We start from the raw sequence: 21,950 nt of genomic DNA, 5'->3' as shown, positions 1-21,950 counted from the left end.
ACACCGCGTCGGGGCGACGTACTGTCGTGGATATGGACAATCAGGCCGAAGTGCGCGAATTCCTCATGTCGCGGCGCGCGAAGATCACCCCGGAGCGGGCCGGTCTGCCCGCCGGTGCCAACCGGCGGGTGTCCGGGCTGCGTCGCACCGAGGTGGCGTCGCTGGCCGGAGTGAGTGTGGAGTACTACGCCAAAATCGAACGCGGTGCGATCGCCGGAGCGTCCTCGTCGGTGCTCGACGCCATCGCCAGGGCCCTGCAGCTGGACGACACCGAACGCACCCACCTGTTCAATCTCGCCCGTGCCGCCGACGGCATCCCGGTGTCCGGGCGCATCCGCCGCCGCGCGACCCGGAACCCGGCGAGCCGGCCGAGCCTGCAGTGGGCGCTGGACACGATCACCGAGGGGATCGCGTTCGTGCGCGACCAGCACCAGGACCTCCTGGCGACCAACGACCTGGGCCGAGCGTTCTACTCGCCCGTGATCGGCGACGGCGGGCGCATCCCCAACCTGGCCCGGTTCCAGTTTCTCGACCCGGCGTCGCGCGAGTTCTACCCGGACTGGCAGGTGTTCGCCGAGATGTGTGTGTCGATCATGCGCGCCGAGGCCGGTCGCGACCCGAACGACAAGGCCCTGCAGGACCTGGTCGGCGAGCTGTCCACGCGAAGCGACACGTTCCGCACCCTCTGGGGCGCTCACGACGTGCGCACGCACGGGTCCGGCACGAAGCGGTTCAATCACCCGGTGGTCGGTGAACTCACCCTGGCCTATGAGGAACTCGCCATCACCGCCGACCCCGGCACCGTGCTGCTGATCTACACGGCCGAACCCGGTTCGCCCAGCGCCGAACGGCTGCGCCTGCTGGCCAGCTGGGCGGCCACCAGCGTCGCCGCCGACTGACCCGCGGTCGCCCGACCAGGCCGGTTCAGCCCTCGATGGTGAGGTGCGGCATCCGTTTGTCGAGCCACGCCGGCAACCACCAGTTGGCCCGCCCCAGCACCGTCATCACGGCGGGAACCAGCACACCGCGCACCAGTGTCGCATCGACGAGCACCGCTGCCGCGAGGCCCACACCGAACATCTTCACGACGGGGTCGGGGTTGGGCACAAAGGAGATGAACACGCTCACCATGATCAGCGCGGCCGAGGTGATCACCCGGCCGGTGCTGCCGATACCGTGCACAACGGCCCGCCGGTTGTCAGCGAAGCTGTGCCAGGACTCCTGGATCGCGCTGAGCAGGAACACCTCGTAGTCCATCGACAGGCCGAACAGCACGGCGAAGAGCAGCAGGGGCACGTAGGCCTCGATCGGCACTGGGGCGTCCAGGCCGGTGAGCTGGATGCCGTTGCCCTGCTGGAAGACGAACACGAGCACCCCGTAGGCCACCAGGATCGAAACCACGTTCATCGCCGCCGCCGTGAGCGGGATCGCCACGGAACGGAAGGCGAAGAACAGCAACACGGCGCTGGCCGCGATGACCACGATGATCACCGTGAGCAGGTTGGCGTCGATGATGCCGGCGAAGTCGGCCTTGGCCGCCGTCTGCCCGCCGACAAGCGGATCCAGGTCGCCCGCGGCTCCGGGAATCACCGAGGTGCGCAGCGTGTCGACCAGTTTCGCGGTTTTCGGATCGCTGGGGGCCGTGGTGGGGATCACCGACCATTGAGCGGCCGTGCCGTCGTCACTGACCGTCGCCCCGACCACACTGGCCACGCCGTCGGTGGAGCCGAACGCGGTGGTGAGCGCGGCCAGGGCAGGATCGGGCGGAACCGACTGGCCGCTCGGCTCCGGCGTGGGCAGGGCGGCGATCACCAGCAACGGACCGTTGACCCCCGCCCCGAACGCGTCGCTGAGCACGTCGTAGCTTTGCCGGGTGACCTGGCTGGTGGGCGCGTTGCCGTCGTCGGTCTGGCCGAGTTGCAGGGAGGTGACCGGGAACGCCAGAGCCGCGAGCACCACCAGGCTCCCGACCAGGGACAGCCACGGCCTCTTCGAGGTCGCGGCGCCGACTCGGTGCCACACGCCGGGCTTCTCCCGCCTGGCGGTGCGGGTGGGCAGGGCCAGGCGCTCGATGCCATCGCCGAGCAGGCCCAGTACAGCGGGCAGCAGGAGCAGGCAGGTGAGCATCGCGCAGGCGACCCCGGTCGCGGCGACCCAGGCGAGCGAGTTGAGGTACGGCACCCCGGCGAGGACAAGTCCGGCCAGGGCGACCATCACGGTCACCCCGGCGAACACGATGGCGGAGCCGGAGCCGGCCATCGCGCGCCCGGCCGCCACGGGAACCGAAGCTCCCGTTGCCCGCACCGACCGGAACTTGGTGACCAGGAAGAGGGAGTAGTCGATGCCCACCCCGAGACTGAGCATCGCCGCGATGGTGCCGGACACCGTCGGGATGGCATCCAGCAGGCTCAGCAGTGCGATGGCGCCCAGTCCGAACAGCAGACCGATGAGCGCCGAGAGGATCGGCAGGGCCATCGCCACGGCGGTGCCGAGGGAGATCAGCAGGATGATCGCGGCGGCGACCAGCCCCACCACCTCGGCTCCGTGAGTGGGCTCGGCCGCGAGGGTCTTGGCGATCTGGCCCCCGGGCAGCACCGTCGCCCCGGACGGCGCACCCTTGGTCGCGGTGTCCAGCACGGGCTGCGCGATCGCGGGCGTGACGTCCCGCGTTTCCACGTCGAATGACACGCTGATGTAGGCGACGCTGCCGTCGGAGCTGATGGCCGTCGGCAGTAGCACGGCCTGGGTCACATGTTTGTCGGCGGCAATGCTGGCGGCCAGGGACTGCAGCGCGGCGGTGCCGTCCGGCGAGGAGAACGCCCCGGCGTCGCCGGAGAACACGATCGTGCCGGAGCCTTTCGCGCTCTTCGGGAACGCCGATTGCAGCAGGTCCTGGGCCGCGGTGCTCTCGCTGCCCGGCAGGGTGACGGTGTCGTCGGTGGTCTGCCCGATACCCAGGCCGAAACCGGACACGAGTCCCACGGCCGCAAGAAACAGCACGATGACCCGCCAAGAATGGCTGGCCGCGAACACCCCATAGCGCTCGAGCACGGTGTGCATGACGAGGCCCCTCCCGACCGGCTGGTGGATGCCGCAGCCGACGGTACGCGCGTCCGGTGTGCCCGGCAACCCGCAGCCGGTCAGGCCGCCTGGAGCGCCGGCCGCCGGAACGTTGCGCCGAGCTGGTCGATGAGGCCCTGGTGCACCGGGCCATTCGTCAGCTGGGCCCACGGATCGCTCAGTTCGAAGCGCCAGGCAAGGCGACCGGTCATGCGCTCCGCCACCTGCACCGGCTCGATCGACACGAACAGCCGGCGGGTTGCCGCCAGCGACCGCGTGTTCGCGTGGTGCACCGACGAATAGAGCGGGAGGGAGCCGGTCCGGGCAGCCGTGATCGCCGCCCGCTTCACCGCCGTGTTCAGCCCGGTGCCCCGGGCTGCATGGGCGAGATAGGTGGAGGTCTGCATGGTCCCGGCCAGCTCGAGGTAGGGGACCACCGCGAAGACGCCCGCCGGTGCGCCGCCCCGGAAGAGCGCCCAGGCGCTGTCGGGAGCGCGGCGGAGATACGAATCCACGAGGGCTCGGCCGGTGGGCGCGCCCGCGACCGGATAGTCCAGCTCCCCCAGCGTGCCGCCCACGGTGTCGAGCGTGGCCACGTCGAGCGACGAGAGGAGGCGAAGGTCGACGGTGACCGGATCGAGCGACGTGCGGGGGTTCATGCGCACAGTGTCGCTGTCACCCGTGACGCCGTAGTGAACGGTCGGTGACGCCGCGGCCGGGCCTGGTTGAACTGTCAGGATGCGTCGGGCGCGGCGGCATCCGCTTGAACGGTCTTGCTATCGGCCGGGTCGTTCTGGCGTCGGCTGGCGAGCATGATCGGAACGCCGATGAGTTCCACGAGACCACCGATCATGAGCGAGGCGCCGTAGCCCCAGAGGTCGGCGGCACGGCCGAGGGCTGGCTGGATGAACACACCGCCGAGGCTGCCGAACAACGAGTCGAACGAGAGCACCGTAGCGCGCTGCTTGGACGGGATCATGTCGTTCAGATAGGCCTGGCGCACCGGTTCGGCGACAGCGAAGACGAAGCCCCAGAGCAGCAGGAACACCACCGCGAGCCAGAACAGGCTGTTCAGGCCGAGCACGATGAGCGAGACCACGCTGAGCAGCGAGGCCCCGATCACGGTGCTGGTGCGCTTGGCGAAGAGCGTGCGGATGCGGGGCGCGACGACCCCGCCGACCACCTGCGCCAACGAGAGGATCGCCGCGGCCAGCCCGGCGATGGAATATGCGGACGGGTCGCCGTAGAGCTCGAGCAGGTAGGGCTGCAAGGCGTAGAAGGCGTAGATGCCGACCCCGGACGCGAACGGCGCCGAGAGGATCATGTAGCGCACCGACCGACGCTTGAGCCCGTGCTCGATCGACTCCGCCAGCACCAGGCGGGTCGCCTTCACCGGGCCGCGGGAGTGGTCCGGGGTGAAGCCGAGGTCTTTCATCACCACGAACGCGTAGATGAACATAGCCACGAGCACCCCGGCCCGCACCAGGAACGGCACTCCGAGATTGGTCGCCTGGGCGATCACCCCGCCGAGCACCGAGCCGGCGAACATCGCGATCCCGGTCACGACCAGGCCCCGACCGAACACCGCCTCGAGACTGCCGGTGTACCCGGTCGAGGTGAGCGCGTCGACCAGCCAGGCCTCCACCGCGCCGGAGAAGAAGGTGAAGCCCAGGCCGAGCAGCACCGACACGATGGCCCACCAGACGAACGGCGCCTGCCAGAGCCAGAGCATCCAGTACAGCGCGGTGGTCACCGACAGCGTGATGGTGCCCAGCAGGTAGGAGGCCTTGCGGCCCACGGTGTCGGCGACCACGCCGGTCGGGATCTCGAAGATCACCATGCCGGCGGTGAAAAACGCGTTCGCCGCGAACGCCTCGAAGTTGCTCAGCCCGGCGTCGAGCAGGAACAGCGTGTTGATGCCCCAGATGAACGAGGCCGCCAGGGTATTGCCGAGCAGCAGAACGAGGTAGATGCGCTGGACACGCCGGGATGCCGGGTTCACGACCCGGGTCCGATCACCTCAGACCATCCCGTCACACCACTCATCATCGACCTCGGAGGGGCGGATGGCTAGGCTCCAGCGTTCTGCTCCAGGACCGGCAAGGTGCCAGAGCTGAGAAACGGCACTACGCTGCCGCTGAACGGACGCGGTTGTCCCCCGGAATTCTGATGAAGGGTCACACCATGAGTGAAGTTGAGAGCGCAACACTCGAAAAGGCCGCCGCGGTATCGATCGACGGCCGGCATTTCCAGTTCGTCGGTGCGACCGGCTCCCGATTCGAGCCGGGCAGCCTGGTGGTCCTGCGAACCACGGATGAGGGTGAGGCCGAGACGGACCAGCTCGGCCAGGTTGAGGAGGTCAGCGTCACGATCGGCGGCGCCCCGCACGGTTCCGGCCGCATCCTGGGCCTGCTCAATGGGGATGGACACCACCTCGATGGACGGCGCCCCGTCGCGTTCGGATCGGCCACGTTGCAGCCGGCGGACGCCCGCACGACCGAGGTGCTCTACGGCGACACCACGGGGTCCCTGCCCATCGGCTCCTTCCTGGCCTCCCAGCACATCCCGGCCCGGCTGATCGCGACGCGCTTCAACCGGCACACCTTCTGGTGCGGGCAGAGCGGATCGGGCAAGACCTACGCTCTGGGTGTGGCGCTTGAACAGCTGCTGATTCACACGGCGCTGCCCATGGTGATCTTCGACCCGAACGCGGACTTCGTGCACATGCGGCAGGCTCACCCGTCGGGTGCCGCCACAGAGGCGCAGAAGGCGCTGGCAAGCCGGGATATCCGGATTCTGCGCCCGTCGGCGTCGAGCCCGGATCCGCTCCGGGTGCGATTCCTGGACCTGTCATTGCGGGCGAAGGCGGCGGTGTTTCGGCTCGATCCGCTCGAGGATCGTGCCGAGCACAACGAACTGATGCACATCGAGGACACCGTGGGTCTGATCGATCCGACGAGGGTCATCCCTGGACTGGTGGAACGGGGTACCCCGGCGGCGCGGGAGCTGGCGGCGCGCACCGAGAACCTCCGGGTGACCGATTGGAGTGTCTGGGCACAGGGCCTGACCGCCGTCACCGACATCCTGGACACCCGGCCGGATGCGACGGTGCTCGACCTCGGCGGCTTCGCATTCCCGGAGGAGTCGCTGGTCGTGGCGTTGGCGGTTCTCGACGATCTGTGGGACAAGCGGGAGCAGCGCCGTCCGCTCCTGATCGTCATCGACGAGGCGCACAACTTCTGCTCACCCGACCAGACCAGCCCGTTGCACGTGGCAGTGCGGGAGCGGATCGTTCAGATCGCGGCGGAAGGGCGCAAGTTCGGTCTCTGGCTGCTGCTGTCGACCCAGCGGCCGTCCCGGGTGCATCCCAGCATCATCTCGCAGTGCGACAATCTGGCGCTCATGAAGATGACGTCTCCGGTGGACCTCGATGAGCTCGCCACCATCTTCGGTTTTGTGCCACCCGCGATGCTCGCCCGGGCGTCGCGGTTCACGCAGGGCGAAGCCCTCTTCGCCGGCGGTTTCGTTCCCGCCCCCACCATGGTGCGCATGGGTCCGCGTCTCACCCGGGAGGGCGGGGCCGACGTAGGCGTGCCCCTCAGACCCGAGTGACCTTCCGCGACCTGTGAGTAAAGCCCCGAAAACTCGACGTTTTGGGTGCTTAGCTCACAGTTCGCGGGACCGCTCTCATCGCCCGCGTTTGGCTTGACGACGTTGCCGCCAGGTCATCGCGGCTCGGGCCGCGGCCTCACGGTCGCGTGCGGCGTCCCTCTCGCGGCGGGCGGCCTCGCGGCGCTCCTGCCAGCGAGCGATCTCCGCATCCGTGTCACGCAGCGCCGTGACGACCGGCGGGCCGCCGCGCAGCTGCCGGCGGGCCTCGACCACCCGCCGGTTGAAGTCGTCGAGGATCTCCCGCACCGCTCGCTCGGACACCACGGCATCGAGGCGGGCGTCGAGCCCGGCGTCCTCGGAGCGCAGAGTGAGGGCGGGCGGGCCCAGTCCGGTGATCTGCTCGCGCTCGATCTTCTGTCGGATCCACCAATCCGGGTCGTACGGGGCGTTGAGTCCGGGGATCGGCTTGCCGGTGCCGGGCAGGTTGTCGAAGTCGCCGCGACGCATGGCCTGCTGGATCGAGATCTCCACGTACTGCGCGCGGGCATCCATCATCGCCTGGCCGGCCTCGTTGGTGTCCGGCTCGGCCGCTTCGGGCCTCTCGGATGCGGGGATCTCGCGGTTGATCTTGTACCGCGCCACATTGAGCGGGGTATCGCTGGGTTCGCGTGAGCCAGTCATGACACCAGCCTACGTTCGCCTCCCGGTGACGGGCAGCCCCGCGTACACTGGCCCGCATGTGCCGTCGCCCCCACCCCGCACCCGAACGCCGCTCAGTGTGAAGGCCGTCGTCTACGACCGGTATGGGCAGCCCGACGTACTCAGGGTCGAAGAGATTCCCACACCCTCGCCGGGCGCGAACCAGGTGCTGATCAAGGTCGCCGCGACCTCGCTCAATCTGTCCGACTGGGAGGGACTGACCGGCACCCCGGGGTACGCCCGGCTCGGCGGGCTGCGCGCTCCCCGGCGCCGGGTGTTGGGCTCCGACATCGCCGGACGGGTCACCGCCGTCGGCCCCGGCGTCACTAAGTTCCGCGTCGATGATGAGGTGTACGGCGACAACATGGGCCTTCTGGGCGGTTTCGCCGAGTACGCGGTGGCGCCGCTCGCGGCCCTCGCCCTCAAGCCAGCGGGGCTGAGCTTCGCCGAGGCTTCGACGCTGCCCCAGGCCGGAGCGATCGCGCTGCAGGGCACCGCCACCGCTCGCGCCGGCCAGCGTGTGCTCATCAACGGGGCAGGCGGCGGGTCGGGATCCTTCGCGATTCAGCTGGCCAAACGGGCCGGAGCGCATGTGACAGGCGTCGACAACGCAAGGAAGCTCGATTTCATGCGCGGGCTCGGCGCCGACGAGGTCGTCGACTACACCACCTCGGACTTCACCCGGCTCGAACCGTTCGACCTGATCCTCGACCTTGTGGCACACCGGTCGGTGTTCGCCTACCGGCGGGCCGTGGCGCGTGGCGGCCGCTACCTCTGCGTCGGCGGAACCGTGCGCAGCGTGCTGCGGGTCGTGACCGTGGGCGCGGCGCTCGGCCTGGTCACCGGGCGCCGGCTGGGGCTGCTCATTGCCAGGGAGGGCCCGGCATACTTCGAGCCCGTCGCCGAGCAGTGTGCCGCCGGCGAGTTGGGCATCCACATCGACCGCACCTTTCCGCTGCACGAGGCGGCACAGGCGCTGAGCTACCTCGGCGAGGGACGCGCGCTCGGCAAAGTTGTCGTGGCCGGTTAGGAGCCCGGATGGCATCGACGGAGAACATCCGCATCGCGGTCGGCGACGGCACCGTGTCGGGAGCGTTCGCCCGGCCGGCCGACTCCGTCGCCACGCTGGTGGTGGCGCCGGGCGCCGGGTCCGGCTTCGACCACCCGTTCCTCGTCGGCTTCACCGAGTCGCTGAACGACGCCGGGCTGGCGACTCTGCGGTTCAACTTCCCGTACCGGGAGGCCGGCCGCCGGCTCCCCGACCGGGCTCCGAAGGCGATCGACGCGTGGCGGGCGGCCATGGCTGCTGCTGCCGCTCTGTCCCCCGGTCGACCCGTCTGGGCGGGCGGTAAGTCCTTCGGCGGACGGATGGCCTCCATGGCGGTGGCCGCGGGGATGCCGGCAGCAGGCCTGGTCTTGCTGGGCTACCCGCTGCATCCGCCGGGCAAGCCGGACAAGCTGCGTGATGAGCACCTCTACGGGATCGACCGGCCGATGCTGTTCGTGCAGGGAACGCGTGATCCGTTCGGCAGCCCGGACGAATTCGCCCCGGTGGTGGACCGGATCGGCACGGCGACCCTTCGGCTGATCGACGGCGCGAACCATTCGTTCGAGGTTCGGGGAGCCAAACGCCCGGCCGTCGAGGTGGGCGCCGCGCTGGCTCCGGTCGTTGCCGGGTTCGTGCGCGCCGCCAACGTGTAACCGGCGTTATTCAGCGGATGGCCGCTGCCGTTGCGCCTTCGTCGCCGAGCGCTGCTGCTTGGCTGCGAGGTGCCTTCGGCCGGAGCCCTTGGTGGGTTTGGTCGCCCGGCGGCGCGGCCCGTCGGGGGCGAGCCCCGCGGCCACGAGCTCGGCGAGTTTGACCAGGGCGATCTCACGATTGCGCAGCTGGGAACGCTGTTCGGAGGCGGCCATGGTGACCACCCCGTTGACCAGGCGGCGATCCAGCCGGGTGAGCAGCAGCGTCCGTTGCTCGTCGGTCAACACCGCGGACTCGGCGATACTCCAGGAGACCTGCACGCGGCTGTCCGAGGTGTTCACGTGTTGCCCGCCGGGGCCGGACGACCGGGAGAACCGCCAGCCGAGTTCCGTCGCCGGAATCGTGAGTGCGGGTGATATCTCCAGATCCATGCTCCAAGGGTCCCACGATCTGGTCTCCACCGGCGCCGCTGCCCCGCCGGGATGTTCAGAACAGCGGCCAGGGCACCGCGGGCATCGCCCCCTCCGGGGCGGGAAAGCGTGCGTCGGTGCGGAGCCGGTCGCAGCGGGCGGCCAGCGCCGTGAGTTCGGCCGGTGTGAGCAACTCGGCCAGTGCGTCGCCGAGGTCACCGTCGAGGGCGGCACGCACCGTGTCGATGCCGGCCAGTTCGTCGGCCGTGAGCTCGTCGCCGATCCAGCCCCACAGCACGGTGCGCAACTTGTGGTCGGCGTGGAAGGTGAGGCCGTGGTCGACGCCGTGCCGGTGGCCGTCAGGCATCGCGAGGATGTGGTCGCCCTTGCGGTCGGCGTTGTTCACGACGATGTCGAAAACGGCCATCCTGCGGAGCGCATCGGAGTCTTCGTGGATGAGCGCGACGAGGCGATCGTCCTGGTCCCGTCCCTCGAGCACCCGCCGCCAGCCCTCAGCGGGCACGGCATCGGCCGGGACGAGGTCCACGGCGTCCTGCTCGGGGTCCGCGTCCTGCCAGAGCTGCGCCATGCCCGGGCCCATCGGCCCGTCCCGCAGCCAGGTGCGCGGCACGACGTTCCAGCCGAAGCACTGCGACACCAGGTACGCCGCGGCCTCCCTGCTGGCGAGGTCACCGTCGGGGAAGTCCCACAACGGGCTCTCGCCGGCGATGGGCTTGTACACCACGCTCACACCGTCGATCTCGCCGAGGAAGGTGGCGTTGGAGGCCGTCGTGATCCGCCCGGTGAGCTCGAGCTCGCCCTCGACGAGGTCGGGCACGGTCAGAGGCTCGGGAAGGCGCAGGTGTGCCCGTCCGGGTCGATAGGTTCGCCGCAGAGCGGGCACATCGGCCGGCCGGCGCCCACCACTTCGCGGGTGCGTTTGGCGAAGGCCCTGGCGGTGCCGACGGGCATCCGCACCACCAGCGTCTCGGCCGGCTCGAGTGTCTCGGTGTCCAGCTCGGCGGTTTCTTCGTCGTACCAGTACGCCTCCAGCACGATCTGCACCGTCGAGGGATCCCAGCCCAGGCTCATGGCGGCCGTGCGGAACTCTTCCTGAACGGGTTGCTCGAGCGGGTCGTTGTCGACCAGTTCGATGGGGGTGCTGGTCGGGATGCTGAACGGGTTGCCCTGGTGGGCCATCAGCTGGTCGAGAACCTCGTCGATCTTCTCAGCGAGCAGACCCGACTGTTGCTTCTCCAGCGCGATGCTGACGATCCGCGGCCCGGTGCGCACCTGCAGATAGAAGGTGCGGGAGCCGGGCATACCGACCGTGCCGATGACGACCCGATCCGGCCAGGCGAACTCATGGACGATTGTAGGCATGGAGGTATTTTAGGCGCGGGATGCGGCCGGCGCCGGATGACCGGCCCCGCCCCCGACCGGCGCGTCGTCCACACGACTTGCGGCGGCCAGCCAGGAGAGGTCGCCGGAGTCGGTGTTGGAGGCGTGCACCGTTGGCCGGCTGGCACCGTAGTTCACGATCGAGACGGATGCCGGGCCCACGTTGATGCGCTGGAACAGGTCAAGGTGCATCCCGAGGGCGTCGGCGAGGACCGATTTGATGATGTCGCCGTGACTCACGGCCACCCACACGGCGCCCGGTCCGTGTTCGGCTTCGAAGGCGGCATCCAGTCGCCGGATCGCGGCGACCGAGCGGGCCTGCATGGCGGCCATCGACTCGCCGCCAGGGAAGGTCACGGCGGACGGTTGGGTCTGCACCACCGACCAGAGCTTCTCCTGCGCGAGGTCCTTGAGCGTGCGGCCCTGCCAGTCGCCGTAGTCACACTCCGTGAGGTCATTCTCCACCGGCGTCACCGGCGACCCGGTCTGCTGGTCGAGGATCAGCGTGGCGGTTTGCCGGCAGCGTTCCAGCGGGCTGGAGACCACCCCGACCAGAGGGACCGCGGCGAGCCGCTCCCCCGTGACGGCGGCCTGATCGCGGCCGATCTGGTCGAGCAGAACGCCGGCGGTGCGCCCGGCCAGCAGGCCGGTCGCGTTGGCGGTGGTGCGGCCGTGCCGCACGAGGATGACTGTGGCCATGGCTACAGCCTAGGTGCGCGCACGTTCGGAAGGACGTCGTGAGGCTTCGCGGACGCCGTATCCCGCGCGCATCCTAGAAACCTCGCTATCTCCTCAGTTGCGGCGGGGCGAGGTGCAGGCCCTGGGCCATCGCGTGGAGGATCTCGGCCTCGACTCGTGGCCAGTCGAAGAGGATCTGCCGGTAGTCGTAGCGCAGCACCGTGTAACCCAGCAGAACCAGCCTGCGATCGTGAGCGATGTCAGACCGCCGCTGCCCGGCCGTGGAGTGGAAGCTGAAGCCATCGGTCTGCAGCACCAGCCGGTGCCCGATGAGCCCGTCGACTCGGTGCCCGTCGAGCATGACCTGCTGGCTGACCCGGATGCCGCTGGCCGCGAGCCGGGACACGGGCAGCGTCTCCAGGCCAGAATCTGCGAGCCCCGACGACACTGCTCTCACGGCGCGGGCCGCGGCACTGCGCAGATGCAGCCTCGCCAGTTCGGCCGGGTTCGTCAGCTTCTTGTTCAGGGCGGAATCCCAGACCACGAGAGCGTTCTCGAACGGCTGGCACTCGGCAATGTGCACGAGGGCGTTCACGACCGGTTCCACCAGAACGAACCGGGCCACCGGGATAGGTCCGGCACTCCAATGCACGCGCAGAGTGCTGGATGCCGGCACGATCGCGTTTCTCGGCACGCTGACGTGGTTCATCCCGTCGGCGAGGTTCCACAGCTCGAGTCGCCGGGCCACGCTGAGGCACGCCACCCGCCCGCCCAGAGCAGCCGCGGCACGCAGATCGGCCGGGGCTGAAGGCAGAGCCAGCCAGTTCCGCCGAACACGGGCGCATTCACCGCTGGCGATACTGTGCCTGATCGCATGAAGCGTGAAGCCGGCGCGTACGGCCTGCTCGGAGTGCGCGATACCACCGTGCTGGGCGAGCCAGGTGCCAAATTCCATGCGCCCAGTGTCGTAGCCCACATCCCCCGCCCGCCCAGAATCTCCCCGCCTGTACACAACTGCCCCCGAACCCGCCCCTGTGCACACCGCCCCGCGGCCGACGCCCGCACCCCGCGCCTCGAAAAAAGGACGAAGTGAGCTAAAAAGGACGGAATTTGGCTTATCGTCCTTTTTTGCGCACTTCGTCCTTATTTCCGTGCGGCACGGCGCCGCGCGGGGCGGCGCGCGGTCAGTCGGCCACCCGGAAGGGGACACTCAGCAGCGCCTCGGCGCGGGACGACGGGCCCACCAGGAGCGCGAAGTCGCCGGCTTCCACCACCCGGTGACCGCGCGCATCCACCAGGCTGCAGTCGGCCACGGGCACATCGATGCGCACGGTGACGGTCTCCCCCGGGGCCAGGCTCACCTGGGTGAAGGCCTTGAGCTCCTTCTCCGCCCAGCTCACCGAGGTGACCCGGTCGCTCAGGTAGACCTGCACGGTCTCCACCACCGGCCGCTCGCCGGTGTTGCGCAGGGTGATCTCGGCGTGCACGGTGTCGGCGCGAGTCAGCTCGGCCAACCGCACCCGCAGGTCGGAGTACTCGACCCGCGTGTACGAGAGGCCCTCGCCGAACGCGTAGGCGGGATCCTGGGTCAGGTCCGCGTACCGGTCGCCGTGCTGCCCGCGAATCTGGTTGTAATAGGTGGGCTGCTGGCCCGCGTGCCGCGCGAACGAGATCGGCAGCCGGCCGGATGGCTCGACCAGTCCCAGCGCCACCTCGGTTATGGCCCGGCCGCCCTGCATTCCCGGGCTGGCGACCCAGATCACCGCGGCGGCGTTCAGGGCGGATGCCGGCAGCACCAGCGGCTTCGACGCCATCAGCACCACGATCATGGGGGTGCCCGTCGTCGCCAGGGCATCGAGGAGGGCGATCTGGCCGCCCATCAGTTCGAGCGTCGCGGTGGACCGGCCCTCGCCGACCAGTTCGATGCGGTCGCCGACCACGGCCACCACGTAGTCGGCGGCGCGAGCGGCGGCCACGGCCTGGGCGATGAGCTCGGCATCGGGCTCGCACGGGATGACCACCGGGGGTCGAGGCTGGCCGTCCGGGAACGACTCCCCCTCGGGGTTCGGGGCCAGTCGCAGAATGTCTGCGCCGCGTGCCTGGCTGAGGTCCCACTCCGCGGGCAGCAGCTCGCGCAGCCCGTCGAGTACTGTCGTGATCATCTGCCGCGGGTGACCATCCGGCAGCCAGCCGGCCTGACCGCTCGAGCCGGCCCAGTCGCCGAGCTGGGTCTGGGCGTCATCGATCAGCGGACCGACCACGGCGACCTTCTTCGCCGCGGACCCGCCGATGGGCAACGGCAGAACACCGTCGTTACGCAGCAGCACCACCGAGCGGCGGGCGATCTCGAGGTTCAGCTCGGTGTGCGCGGCACTGGCGATGGCTGAGCGCTGCGCGTCCGGGTCGGGCAGCCGGGGGTTCTCGAACAGGCCCAGCTCGAACTTGAGGGTCAGGATGCGCGACACGGCAGCATCCAGGTCGGCCTCGGCCAGCAGGCCCGACTCGATGGCCTCGAGAGCGCCGGCGAAGAACCCCGGGGTGGTCATCACCATGTCGTTGCCCGCCTTCACGGCGGCCGCGGCGGCGTGCGCGTAGTCGGGTTGCACCTGCTGTTCCCAGACCATCCGGCCCACGTTGTCCCAGTCGGTGATCAGGGTGCCGGTGTAGCCCCATTCGCCGCGGAGCACGTCGCCCAGCAGCCAGTCGTTCACGGTGATCGGCACCCCGTCGATGGACTGGTAGCCCAGCATGAAGGTGCGGCAGCCTTCGCGCGCCACCCGTTCGAACGGCGGCAGGAACCACGAGCGCAGCTTCCGCTGGGAGATGTCGGCTTCGCTGGCGTCGCGGCCGCCCTGGGTTTCCGAGTAGCCGGCGAAGTGCTTAGCGGTGGCCAGGATGGCGGTCGGGTCGCTGAGCCCGTCGCCCTGGTAGCCGCGCACCATCGCCGAAGCCAGCTCGCCGATCAGGAACGGGTCCTCGCCGAAGGTCTCACCGATGCGGCCCCAGCGCAGGTCGCGGGCGATGCAGAGCACCGGCGAGAAGGTCCAGTGGATGCCCGTCGACGCGACCTCCACCGCCGTGGCCCTGGCCACCCTCTCGATCAGGCCCGGATCCCAGGACGCGGCCATGCCCAGCTGGGTGGGAAAGATGGTGGCGCCGATCCAGAACGAGTGCCCGTGGATGCAGTCCTCCCCCACGATCAGCGGGATCCGCAGCCGGGTCTGGGCGGTAAGCTCCTGCGCCTGGATCAGCCGTTCCGGGGAGGCATGCAGGATCGAGCCGACGTGCTTGGCGCGCACGTGGTCGTCGATGTCGTCCCGGGCATCCAACTGCATCATCTGCCCCACCTTCTCCTCCACGCTCATTCGGCCGAGGAGGTCGGCGACACGAGCGACGATGGGCATGGCCGGGTCGAGGTACGGGACGGATTGGGTGGCGACTGCGCTCACGATGAATCTCCTACTTACTTGATGCCGGCGTTGGTCACGCCTGGATCTGATGACGTGCCGGGATCGGATGACGTGCCGGGCCCTGACGTGCCGGCGGCTGCTGGGCGGGGGCGCACGGCGGTCGCGGTGTCGGAAAGCTTGAAGCCCTTCTTGCGCATGGCCCTGGCCCGCTCGCCGGCCGAGCGCAGACGAGGATTGACGTACTCGTCGATGCCGAAGTTGATCAGCGACAGTGCCATGCCGAGCAGGGCGATGCACAGGCCGGCCGGCACGTACCACCACCAGAAGTCCGGGAACGCGCCGTTCTGCTGGGCCCAGAACAGGATCGTGCCCCAGTTCAGGTTGGTGATCGGGATGACCCCGATGAACGCCAGGGTGGTCAGGCCCAGCACGGCGGCGATGACCGTGCCCACGAAGCTCGACGCGATGATCGCCGTGAGGTTGGGCAGCATCTCCACCGCGATGATGCGGTACAGCGGCTCCCCGTTGGCGCGCGCGGCCTGGATGAAGTCGCGGTTGCGCAGCGACATCGTCTGGGCGCGCAGCACCCGTCCGCCCCAGGCCCAGCCGGTGATGGCCAGCACCGAGGAGATCAGCAGCAGGCTGGGGTTCTCGTACTGTGAGGCGATGATGATGATCAGCGGCAGCCCCGGGATGACCAGGAACACGTTGGTCAGCGCCGAGAGCGATTCGCTGCGCCAGCCGGTGACGTAACCGGCGGTGACACCGATCGCGACGGCGATGATGGTGGCGATGACCCCCGCGGTGAAGCCCACCACCAGTACCCCGCGGGTGCCGTAGATGATCTGGCTGAGCACGTCTTCGCCCATGTGGGTGGTGCCGAGCCAGTGCACCCAGGACGGCGGCTGCCGCAGGGCCGTGAAGTCCTTGTCGAGCGGGCCGTACGGGGCGATCCAGTCGCCGAAGATCGCGATCAGCACGAAGACGCCCAGGATGCTCAGGCCCGCGATGGACTTGCCGTTGCGGAACATCGCGAAGGTCTGGCCGAGCCGGCTCAGTGTGCCGCGCTTTCTGGTCTGCGCCGGGGGCACAGCGGGAACCGCTGCGGCCACGGTGTTGGGGAACGTCATGCTCAGGCCTCCATCTGGCGGGTGCGCGGGTCGAGGATCGCGTAGGCGACGTCGGCGAGGATGTTGGCCACGAGCACGGTCAACGTGATCACCAGGAACAGGCCCTGCATCAGCGGGTAGTCCTTGGCTGTCGTCGCGTCCAGGAGCAGCTTGCCGGCGCCCGGGTAGGAGAAGACCAGCTCCATCACCAGGGTGCCGCCCACGATGAAGCCGAGCGACATCGCGAAGCTCGACAGCTGCGGCAGGGAGGCGTTCCGGGCTGCGTAGTTCACCAGCACCCGGGAGGGCCTGAGTCCCTTGGCCTGCGCCACGGTGACGTAGTCCTCGTCGAGGACGGTGATCATCATGTTGCGCATGCCCAGGATCCAGCCGCCGAGCGAGCCGATCACCAGGGTCAGCGCGGGCAGGAAGCCGTGCTGGATCACCTGGCCGGCGAACTCCAGGGTGAAGCTGGGTTGGGTGCCCTTGTCATAGGCGTGCGACGCGGGGAACCAGCCCAGTGTGGTGGAGAAGATCGCGATCGCGATCAGGCCCATCCAGAAGTACGGCACGGTGGAGAAGAAGGTCGCGACGGGCACGATGCCGTCCGCCCGGCTGCCGCGGCGCCAGCCGATGAACGCACCGATCGCGGTGCCGACCACAAACGAGATCACGGTCGCGATGCCCACCAGACCGACGGTCCACGGGATGGCCGAGGCGATCACATCCGTCACCGGGGCCAGGCCCTTGGAGAACGAGCGGCCCAGGTCGCCGGAGAACAGCAACTGCCAGTAGTCGATGTACTGCTCGAGGAGGCTCTTGTTCGAGTCCAGGCCGAACAGCGTACGCAGCGAGTCGATGGCCTCCGGGCTGATCCGACCCTGGTTCTTCTGCAGGTAGGCGGAGACCGGGTCACCCTTCATCATGCGGGGCAGGAAGAAGTTGATCGTGATCGCCGCCCAGGCCGTGAAGGCGTAGAACGCGGCGCGGCGCAAGAAGAATCTCACGAGGTGGCTCCTGGAGTGGTCGGTACCGCGAAGTGCTTCTCCGGGTCGGGAGAGGCGTCGCGGAGGGCGCGGGTGTACGGGTGCTGGGGTCGCAGGATGACGTCGTCGGCTTTGCCGCGCTCCACGACCGTGCCGTGGTGCAGCACCATGATCTCGTCGCTGAAGTGCCGGGCGGTGGCGAGGTCGTGGGTGATGTAGAGCACACCCAGGTTCGCTTCGCGCTGTAGTTCGGCGAGCAGGTTGAGCACCTCGAGCCGGATGGAGACGTCGAGCATCGAGACGGGTTCGTCGGCGATGAGCAGTGCGGGCCGCGATGCGAGGGCCCTGGCGATGGCAACGCGTTGCCGTTGGCCGCCGGAGAGTTCGTGCGGGCGCCGGTCGATGGTCTGCTCGGGTGAGAGCCGCACCCGGTTGAGCAGTCTGAACACCTCCTCCTCCACCTGGTCGGCGGGAACCACCTTGTCCAGCCGCAGCGGCCGTTCGATGTGGTGTCGGATGGTGTGGGCCGGGTTCAGCGAGGCGAACGGGTCTTGGAACACCATGCGCACGCTCTGCCGGTAGCGCCGCAACGGCCGGCCCCAGGTGGGGATCGGGGTGCCGTCGAGCAGCACCTCGCCGGAGCTGACCCGTTCCAGCTGGGTGAGGATCTTCGCGATGGTGGACTTGCCGCTGCCGCTCTGGCCGACCAGGGCGATGGTTTGGCCGGAGGTGAGGGTGAAGCTGACCTTGTCGAGGGCGAGCAGTTCACCGGACCCTCGCACGCGGTACTTCTTCGAGACATTCTTGAACTCGAGGGTGGTCATCGGATGCTCCCTGCTTCTTCGTCGAGCGCGGGCTCGCCGGGGCGGCGCACGAAGCCGCCGCGCTCGCCGGTGAGGCTCGGGAACGAGGCCAGTAGCCGGCGGGTGTAGTCGTGGGTGGGGTTCTCGTAGAGCTTGCGGGCCGTGTCGATCTCGACGATGCGGCCGTCGCGCATCACGGCGATGCGGTCGGAGATCTCCAGGAGCAGCGGGAGGTCGTGGGTGATGAAGATCACGGAGAAGCCGAACTCGGCACGGAGCTCGGAGATCTGCTCGATGATCTCTCGCTGCACAAGAACGTCCAGCGCGGTGGTGGGTTCGTCCATGATCATCAGCTGGGGTTTGAGGGCCAGGGCCATCGCGATCATCACGCGCTGGCGCATCCCGCCGGACAGTTCGTGGGGGTAGGACCGCAGCCGGTTGCTGCCCACGCCGACGAGGTCGAGCAGCCGGCCGGATTCCAGCCGCCGTTCGGTTCGGGTCATGGCCGGGCGGTGGGTGGAGAAGACGTCCTGCAGCTGGGCCCCGATGGTGATGATCGGGTTGAGCGCGTTCATCGCCCCCTGGAAGACCATGGAGGCTTTCTCCCACCGGAAGGCGCGCATCTGGATCTCGTCCATCGTGTTGATGTCGAAGTCCTCGCCGGATTCGTCGTGGAAGACGGCGGAGCCGGAGGTGATCACGGCGGGCGGCTTGAGCAGTCGCTGGATGCCGTAGGCGAGGGTGGTCTTGCCGCAGCCGGATTCGCCCGCGAGACCAAGGATCTCGCCTCGGCGCACGGTGAGGGATACGTTTCGCACGGCCTCGACGGGTGGAGTCACGTCGTACGAAACACTGAACTGGGAGACCGTCAGGAGATCGTCGGTAGTCATGGTGATTGCGGCTCTTTCATGGTGAGGGGAACGCCCGGTCGGCACCGGGCGGGGAAGGAGTGCCCTCCCCCGCCCGGTGGCCGCCTGGCTACTTGGCCGCTTCGAGCTCGGTGAGGATCAGCACGGAGGTGGGCTGAGTCGGGTCAGCCGGCACATAGGGGTTGTCCTCGCCGGGCCAGCCGACGTAGCTGCGAGTGTTGTAGGCACCGATGAAGGGCCGGGTTCCCACGGGCATCGACGGAACCTCGTCCACGAAGATCTTCTGCACCGTCGCGAGCGATGCCGCCCGGGTGGCGTCGTCGGCCGCGTTCGTGTATTCGCTCAGCGCCAGAGTGGCCTCCGGGCTGTCGAAGCGGCCGAAGTTAAAGTCCGCGCTCTCGCCGAGCGGCTTGAGCCAGCGACCGTCCATGATGTCGCTGTAGAGGTCGTACGGGGTGGCGCCGGTGTCGGTCCAGTGCAGGATCGCCTGGAAGTCGCCGGTTCCCTTGGCTTCCCACCAGCTGTCGGAGTCCGGGGTGTCGACAGTGGCCGCCACGCCGAGGGTCTTGGCCGCGTCGGCGATGAGGCTGATGCCGGTCACATAGTCATTCCAGCCCTGGGGAACAGACAGGGCGAAGCTGACCGGTGCGCCGGACGGGTCGACCAGGTCGTCGCCGCTCCAGGTGTAGCCGGCGTCCTTCAGGATGCCCGTGGCCGCATCCAGGTCGACCTCGTAACTGACGCCCTCGTACTCCGGGGAGATGAAGGAATCGCCGACGGGAGTCGGCAGCCCGGTGACGGAACTGACGACCGGAACACTGCCCTCCCTGGCGATGTCGGCGTACTGCTGGCGGTCGATCACGAGGTTCATGGCCTGGCGGAAGGCGACGTCGTTGAACGGCTTCGTCTGGGTGTTGACGAACATCGTGTCAACGGCCAACCCGGCTGCGGCCCAATAGACGTTGTGCTCCGGGTCCTTGTTCACGTACGCCGAATCGACGTTCGGGATGAAGGCCTGCGCCCAGTCGGCATCGCCGTTGGCGAGGGCCGTCGTGAGGGCGGTGTTGTCGTTGTACGACACGTAGTACAGGGTGGGAACGGCGAGTTCGCCGCCCCAGTAGTCGTCGCGGGCGGTGAGCTCGACGCTCTGGGTGTCGAACTGGCTCAGAACGTAGGGTCCGGTGCCGACAGGTTCCAGGTTCTCGTAGGTCGCCGGGTCGTCCACGCTCTCCCAGATGTGCTGGGGAACGATCAGCTTGTGCAGCACCTTGTCCTGCTTGGAGAACATCGAGCCGGTGAAGCCGATGGTCACGCTGGAGCCGTCCAGGGTCACATCGGTGATGCCAAGGGCCGCGGTGTCCAGCTCGGGGTTGTCCTTGAACATGTTGAAGGTGAACTCGATGTCGGCGGCGGTGAAGTCTTCCCCGTCGTTCCATTTCACGCCGTCGCGGGCCACCAGCGTGACCGACTTGTAGTCATCCGCCCAGGTGATCTCGGAGGCCAACCAGGGCTTCACGTCGTCGCTGGGGCTGATCAGGTTGACGATGCCCAGCGGCTCGAGGATCGCGTTGATGTAGCCGAGCTTGTTGCCGGACGACTCGCCGATCCACGGGTTGTTGGATTCGGTGGCGATCGCGCCGTCGGGCTTCGCGATAGTCAGTGATGCTCCGCTTTCGGGAGTGCTGCTGTTGTTGGCGCCTGAGCAGCCCGTGACCGCGAACGCGGCCACCAGCCCCATGGCGACCAATGTGGTTTTCACCCTCATGAATCTCTCCTTCGAGATTAGGTGCCTGGCAAACCTGCCGCGACACGGATAGCGCTATGTGAATGCAAGAACCCAGGGGCGCCGGGAGTCCGGCAGGCAACTTTTCTCACCCTTGAGTTGGTAGCAGGTAAAACTTACCGCCTTGTCAGTAAGTATTACAAGAGCAGCTTTGGGCGAGCGGCGCAGTGCGTAGAATTCGGTACACAGACTCGAAAAGACGGCATAGGTGATGACCCGGATGGTTACGGCACGACGACAGTCACACCCCCGCCCGCAGACCCTCGCGCGCCGCCGGGAGATCCTGGAAGCCGCCGCCGAGATCTTCGGCAGCAAGGGCTACACCAACGGCACGCTCTCCGACATCGCCGAGCAGGTCAATATGACCCACCCGGGGATCCTGCACCACTTCGGTTCGAAGGATCAGCTGCTCATGGAGGTGCTGCGTTTCCGGGACGAAACCGACGTGCAGAACCTGGACGGGCAGCACATCCCGGACGGCATCGACTTCTTCAGGCACCTGGTCACGACGGCGTTCACCAACGCGCAGCGCGCCGGCATCGTGCAGGCCTTCGTCGTGCTGTCGGCCGAGTCGGTCACCGACGACCACCCGGCACGCGACTTCTTCATGGACCGGTACCGCACCCTCAGGGCCGAGGCCCGGCATGCCTTCGAAGTGATCTGTGCCGAACGCGGCATGGTGCCGCCGGACACCGTTGCCCTGGCGTCCGCCGCGATCCTGGCGGTGATGGACGGCCTGCAGGTGCAGTGGCTGCTGGATCCCAGCGACGTCGACCTCGCGAAGGCGAGCGAGTTCGCGATCGAGGCCATCGTCGCCTCGGTTCTGGAACCGCGCGGCTCGATCCTCCCCCGAGACCACCCTTCCGCCTGAAGTCCTCCGCACGGCTCCACCTCGGCGGCTAGCCGGAACCCGCGAACCCGCGTACGGTCGCTCCATGGCGAACCTCATCGAGAAACTAGCGGAATCGGTGCCCTCCTGGGGCGCGAAGTTGGCATATGGCGAGAAGACCACGCTGGGCGGGCATGATCTGATCCCCGTCGCGCTGGTCGGCTTCGGCTTCGGCGCGGGCGAGGGCTCCAGCGAGATGCCCGAGGGAGGACTGGGCCCGACCAGCATGGGCACCGGCATGGGCGTCGGTGAGGGGCGGGGCGGCGGGGGCGGCGGCTACTCGGTGCCGATCGGAGCCTACGTCGGCGGTCCGGACGGCCTGGAGTTCCGGCCCAACCTGATCGCCCTGATGGTGGTGGCCGTGCCCGTGGTCACGGCCGCCGGACTGGCACTGGCGCAGATCATCCGCGCGCTCCGCGGCGCCGCCCCGAGCTGAGCCGATCCCCCGGGCAAATTGACCCCGTCGAACAAACCAGTGAACATGTCACTAGTGACATAGCCCATCGGGGGGATTGCACCGCTTCCTGCGACTGGGGGTGACG

21 protein-coding genes are annotated in these 21,950 nt (G+C 68.5%); 6 read left to right on the top strand and 15 right to left on the bottom strand.

What is annotated here, in order from left to right:
• Positions 1-32 precede the first annotated feature (32 nt).
• Positions 33-899 carry a helix-turn-helix transcriptional regulator gene (locus tag E3T61_RS14990; RefSeq protein WP_134641629.1) on the top strand — a complete coding sequence of 289 codons (867 nt, stop codon included), beginning with the start codon at positions 33-35 and terminating at the stop codon, positions 897-899.
• Positions 900-924: 25 nt separating this feature from the next.
• Here E3T61_RS14990 and E3T61_RS14985 read toward each other — a convergent pair whose 3' ends face one another.
• The 3 genes from E3T61_RS14985 to E3T61_RS14975 form a co-directional block, all read right to left on the bottom strand.
• Positions 925-3,060, bottom strand: coding sequence for an MMPL family transporter (locus E3T61_RS14985; protein WP_134641628.1), 2,136 nt, complete (start codon positions 3,058-3,060; stop codon positions 925-927).
• 80 nt (positions 3,061-3,140) lie between these two features.
• Entirely contained in the window at positions 3,141-3,719 is a 579-nt protein-coding gene (locus E3T61_RS14980; protein ID WP_134641627.1) for a GNAT family N-acetyltransferase, read from the bottom strand.
• A gap of 74 nt (positions 3,720-3,793) precedes the next feature.
• Positions 3,794-5,062 carry an MFS transporter gene (locus E3T61_RS14975; protein ID WP_134641626.1) on the bottom strand — a complete coding sequence of 423 codons (1,269 nt, stop codon included), beginning with the start codon at positions 5,060-5,062 and terminating at the stop codon, positions 3,794-3,796.
• Positions 5,063-5,244: 182 nt separating this feature from the next.
• Here E3T61_RS14975 and E3T61_RS14970 point away from each other — a divergent pair, with 182 nt between their 5' ends.
• On the top strand, positions 5,245-6,672 hold the full coding sequence (locus tag E3T61_RS14970; RefSeq protein WP_134641625.1) for an ATP-binding protein: 1,428 nt from the start codon (positions 5,245-5,247) through the stop codon (positions 6,670-6,672).
• Between the two features lie 75 nt (positions 6,673-6,747).
• On the opposite strand, the gene E3T61_RS14965 is transcribed toward E3T61_RS14970, so the two are convergent.
• Positions 6,748-7,353, bottom strand: a complete 606-nt coding sequence (locus tag E3T61_RS14965) for a DnaJ family domain-containing protein (RefSeq protein WP_134641624.1) — start codon at positions 7,351-7,353, stop codon at positions 6,748-6,750.
• A gap of 58 nt (positions 7,354-7,411) precedes the next feature.
• On the opposite strand from E3T61_RS14965, the gene E3T61_RS14960 reads away from it, so the two are divergent.
• Together E3T61_RS14960 and E3T61_RS14955 are read left to right on the top strand one after the other, a co-directional pair.
• On the top strand, positions 7,412-8,401 hold the full coding sequence (locus E3T61_RS14960; RefSeq protein WP_241992595.1) for an NAD(P)-dependent alcohol dehydrogenase: 990 nt from the start codon (positions 7,412-7,414) through the stop codon (positions 8,399-8,401).
• An 8-nt stretch (positions 8,402-8,409) separates the two neighbouring features.
• Positions 8,410-9,072: an alpha/beta hydrolase family protein gene (locus tag E3T61_RS14955; protein ID WP_134641623.1), complete on the top strand. Its 663-nt coding sequence runs from the start codon at positions 8,410-8,412 to the stop codon at positions 9,070-9,072.
• 6 nt (positions 9,073-9,078) lie between these two features.
• Here the strand turns inward: E3T61_RS14955 and arfB are convergent, their stop codons facing one another.
• The 11 genes from arfB to E3T61_RS14900 form a co-directional block, all read right to left on the bottom strand.
• A complete protein-coding gene (gene arfB, locus E3T61_RS14950) occupies positions 9,079-9,501 on the bottom strand; it encodes an alternative ribosome rescue aminoacyl-tRNA hydrolase ArfB (RefSeq protein ID WP_134641622.1) in 423 nt (140 codons plus the stop codon).
• 55 nt (positions 9,502-9,556) lie between these two features.
• Entirely contained in the window at positions 9,557-10,324 is a 768-nt protein-coding gene (locus E3T61_RS14945) for an SCO1664 family protein (RefSeq protein WP_134641841.1), read from the bottom strand.
• Positions 10,321-10,863, bottom strand: coding sequence for a DUF3090 domain-containing protein (locus tag E3T61_RS14940; protein WP_134641621.1), 543 nt, complete (start codon positions 10,861-10,863; stop codon positions 10,321-10,323). The genes E3T61_RS14945 and E3T61_RS14940 overlap by 4 nt, the downstream gene beginning before the upstream one ends.
• Before the next feature lie 9 nt (positions 10,864-10,872).
• Complete coding sequence (locus E3T61_RS14935) at positions 10,873-11,580, bottom strand: histidine phosphatase family protein (protein WP_134641620.1); 708 nt, start codon at positions 11,578-11,580, stop codon at positions 10,873-10,875.
• A gap of 85 nt (positions 11,581-11,665) precedes the next feature.
• Positions 11,666-12,514: an endonuclease domain-containing protein gene (locus tag E3T61_RS14930; RefSeq protein WP_134641619.1), complete on the bottom strand. Its 849-nt coding sequence runs from the start codon at positions 12,512-12,514 to the stop codon at positions 11,666-11,668.
• Between the two features lie 229 nt (positions 12,515-12,743).
• Positions 12,744-15,008, bottom strand: coding sequence for an exo-beta-d-1,3/1,6-glucosidase (locus E3T61_RS14925; protein WP_478213451.1), 2,265 nt, complete (start codon positions 15,006-15,008; stop codon positions 12,744-12,746).
• 14 nt (positions 15,009-15,022) lie between these two features.
• Positions 15,023-16,099: an ABC transporter permease gene (locus E3T61_RS14920; protein WP_174777029.1), complete on the bottom strand. Its 1,077-nt coding sequence runs from the start codon at positions 16,097-16,099 to the stop codon at positions 15,023-15,025.
• 2 nt (positions 16,100-16,101) lie between these two features.
• Positions 16,102-17,085, bottom strand: a complete 984-nt coding sequence (locus E3T61_RS14915; RefSeq protein WP_134641618.1) for an ABC transporter permease — start codon at positions 17,083-17,085, stop codon at positions 16,102-16,104.
• Positions 17,082-17,888: an ABC transporter ATP-binding protein gene (locus E3T61_RS14910; protein WP_134641617.1), complete on the bottom strand. Its 807-nt coding sequence runs from the start codon at positions 17,886-17,888 to the stop codon at positions 17,082-17,084. Before E3T61_RS14910 ends, E3T61_RS14915 begins: the two co-directional genes overlap by 4 nt.
• Positions 17,885-18,757: an ABC transporter ATP-binding protein gene (locus E3T61_RS14905; RefSeq protein ID WP_134641616.1), complete on the bottom strand. Its 873-nt coding sequence runs from the start codon at positions 18,755-18,757 to the stop codon at positions 17,885-17,887. The genes E3T61_RS14910 and E3T61_RS14905 overlap by 4 nt, the downstream gene beginning before the upstream one ends.
• 88 nt (positions 18,758-18,845) lie before the next feature.
• On the bottom strand, positions 18,846-20,501 hold the full coding sequence (locus tag E3T61_RS14900; protein WP_134641615.1) for an ABC transporter substrate-binding protein: 1,656 nt from the start codon (positions 20,499-20,501) through the stop codon (positions 18,846-18,848).
• A 238-nt stretch (positions 20,502-20,739) separates the two neighbouring features.
• Here E3T61_RS14900 and E3T61_RS14895 point away from each other — a divergent pair, with 238 nt between their 5' ends.
• Positions 20,740-21,390: a TetR/AcrR family transcriptional regulator gene (locus tag E3T61_RS14895; protein WP_134641614.1), complete on the top strand. Its 651-nt coding sequence runs from the start codon at positions 20,740-20,742 to the stop codon at positions 21,388-21,390.
• Between the two features lie 64 nt (positions 21,391-21,454).
• Entirely contained in the window at positions 21,455-21,844 is a 390-nt protein-coding gene (locus E3T61_RS14890; protein WP_134641613.1) for a hypothetical protein, read from the top strand.
• Positions 21,845-21,950: the final 106 nt, after the last annotated feature.

This window comes from Cryobacterium lactosi (assembly GCF_004403945.1).
GTDB classification, from domain to species: Bacteria; Actinomycetota; Actinomycetes; order Actinomycetales; family Microbacteriaceae; genus Cryobacterium; species Cryobacterium lactosi.
Note: the sequence above shows the minus strand (reverse complement) of the source record. Positions and strands in the feature narration are given on the sequence as shown.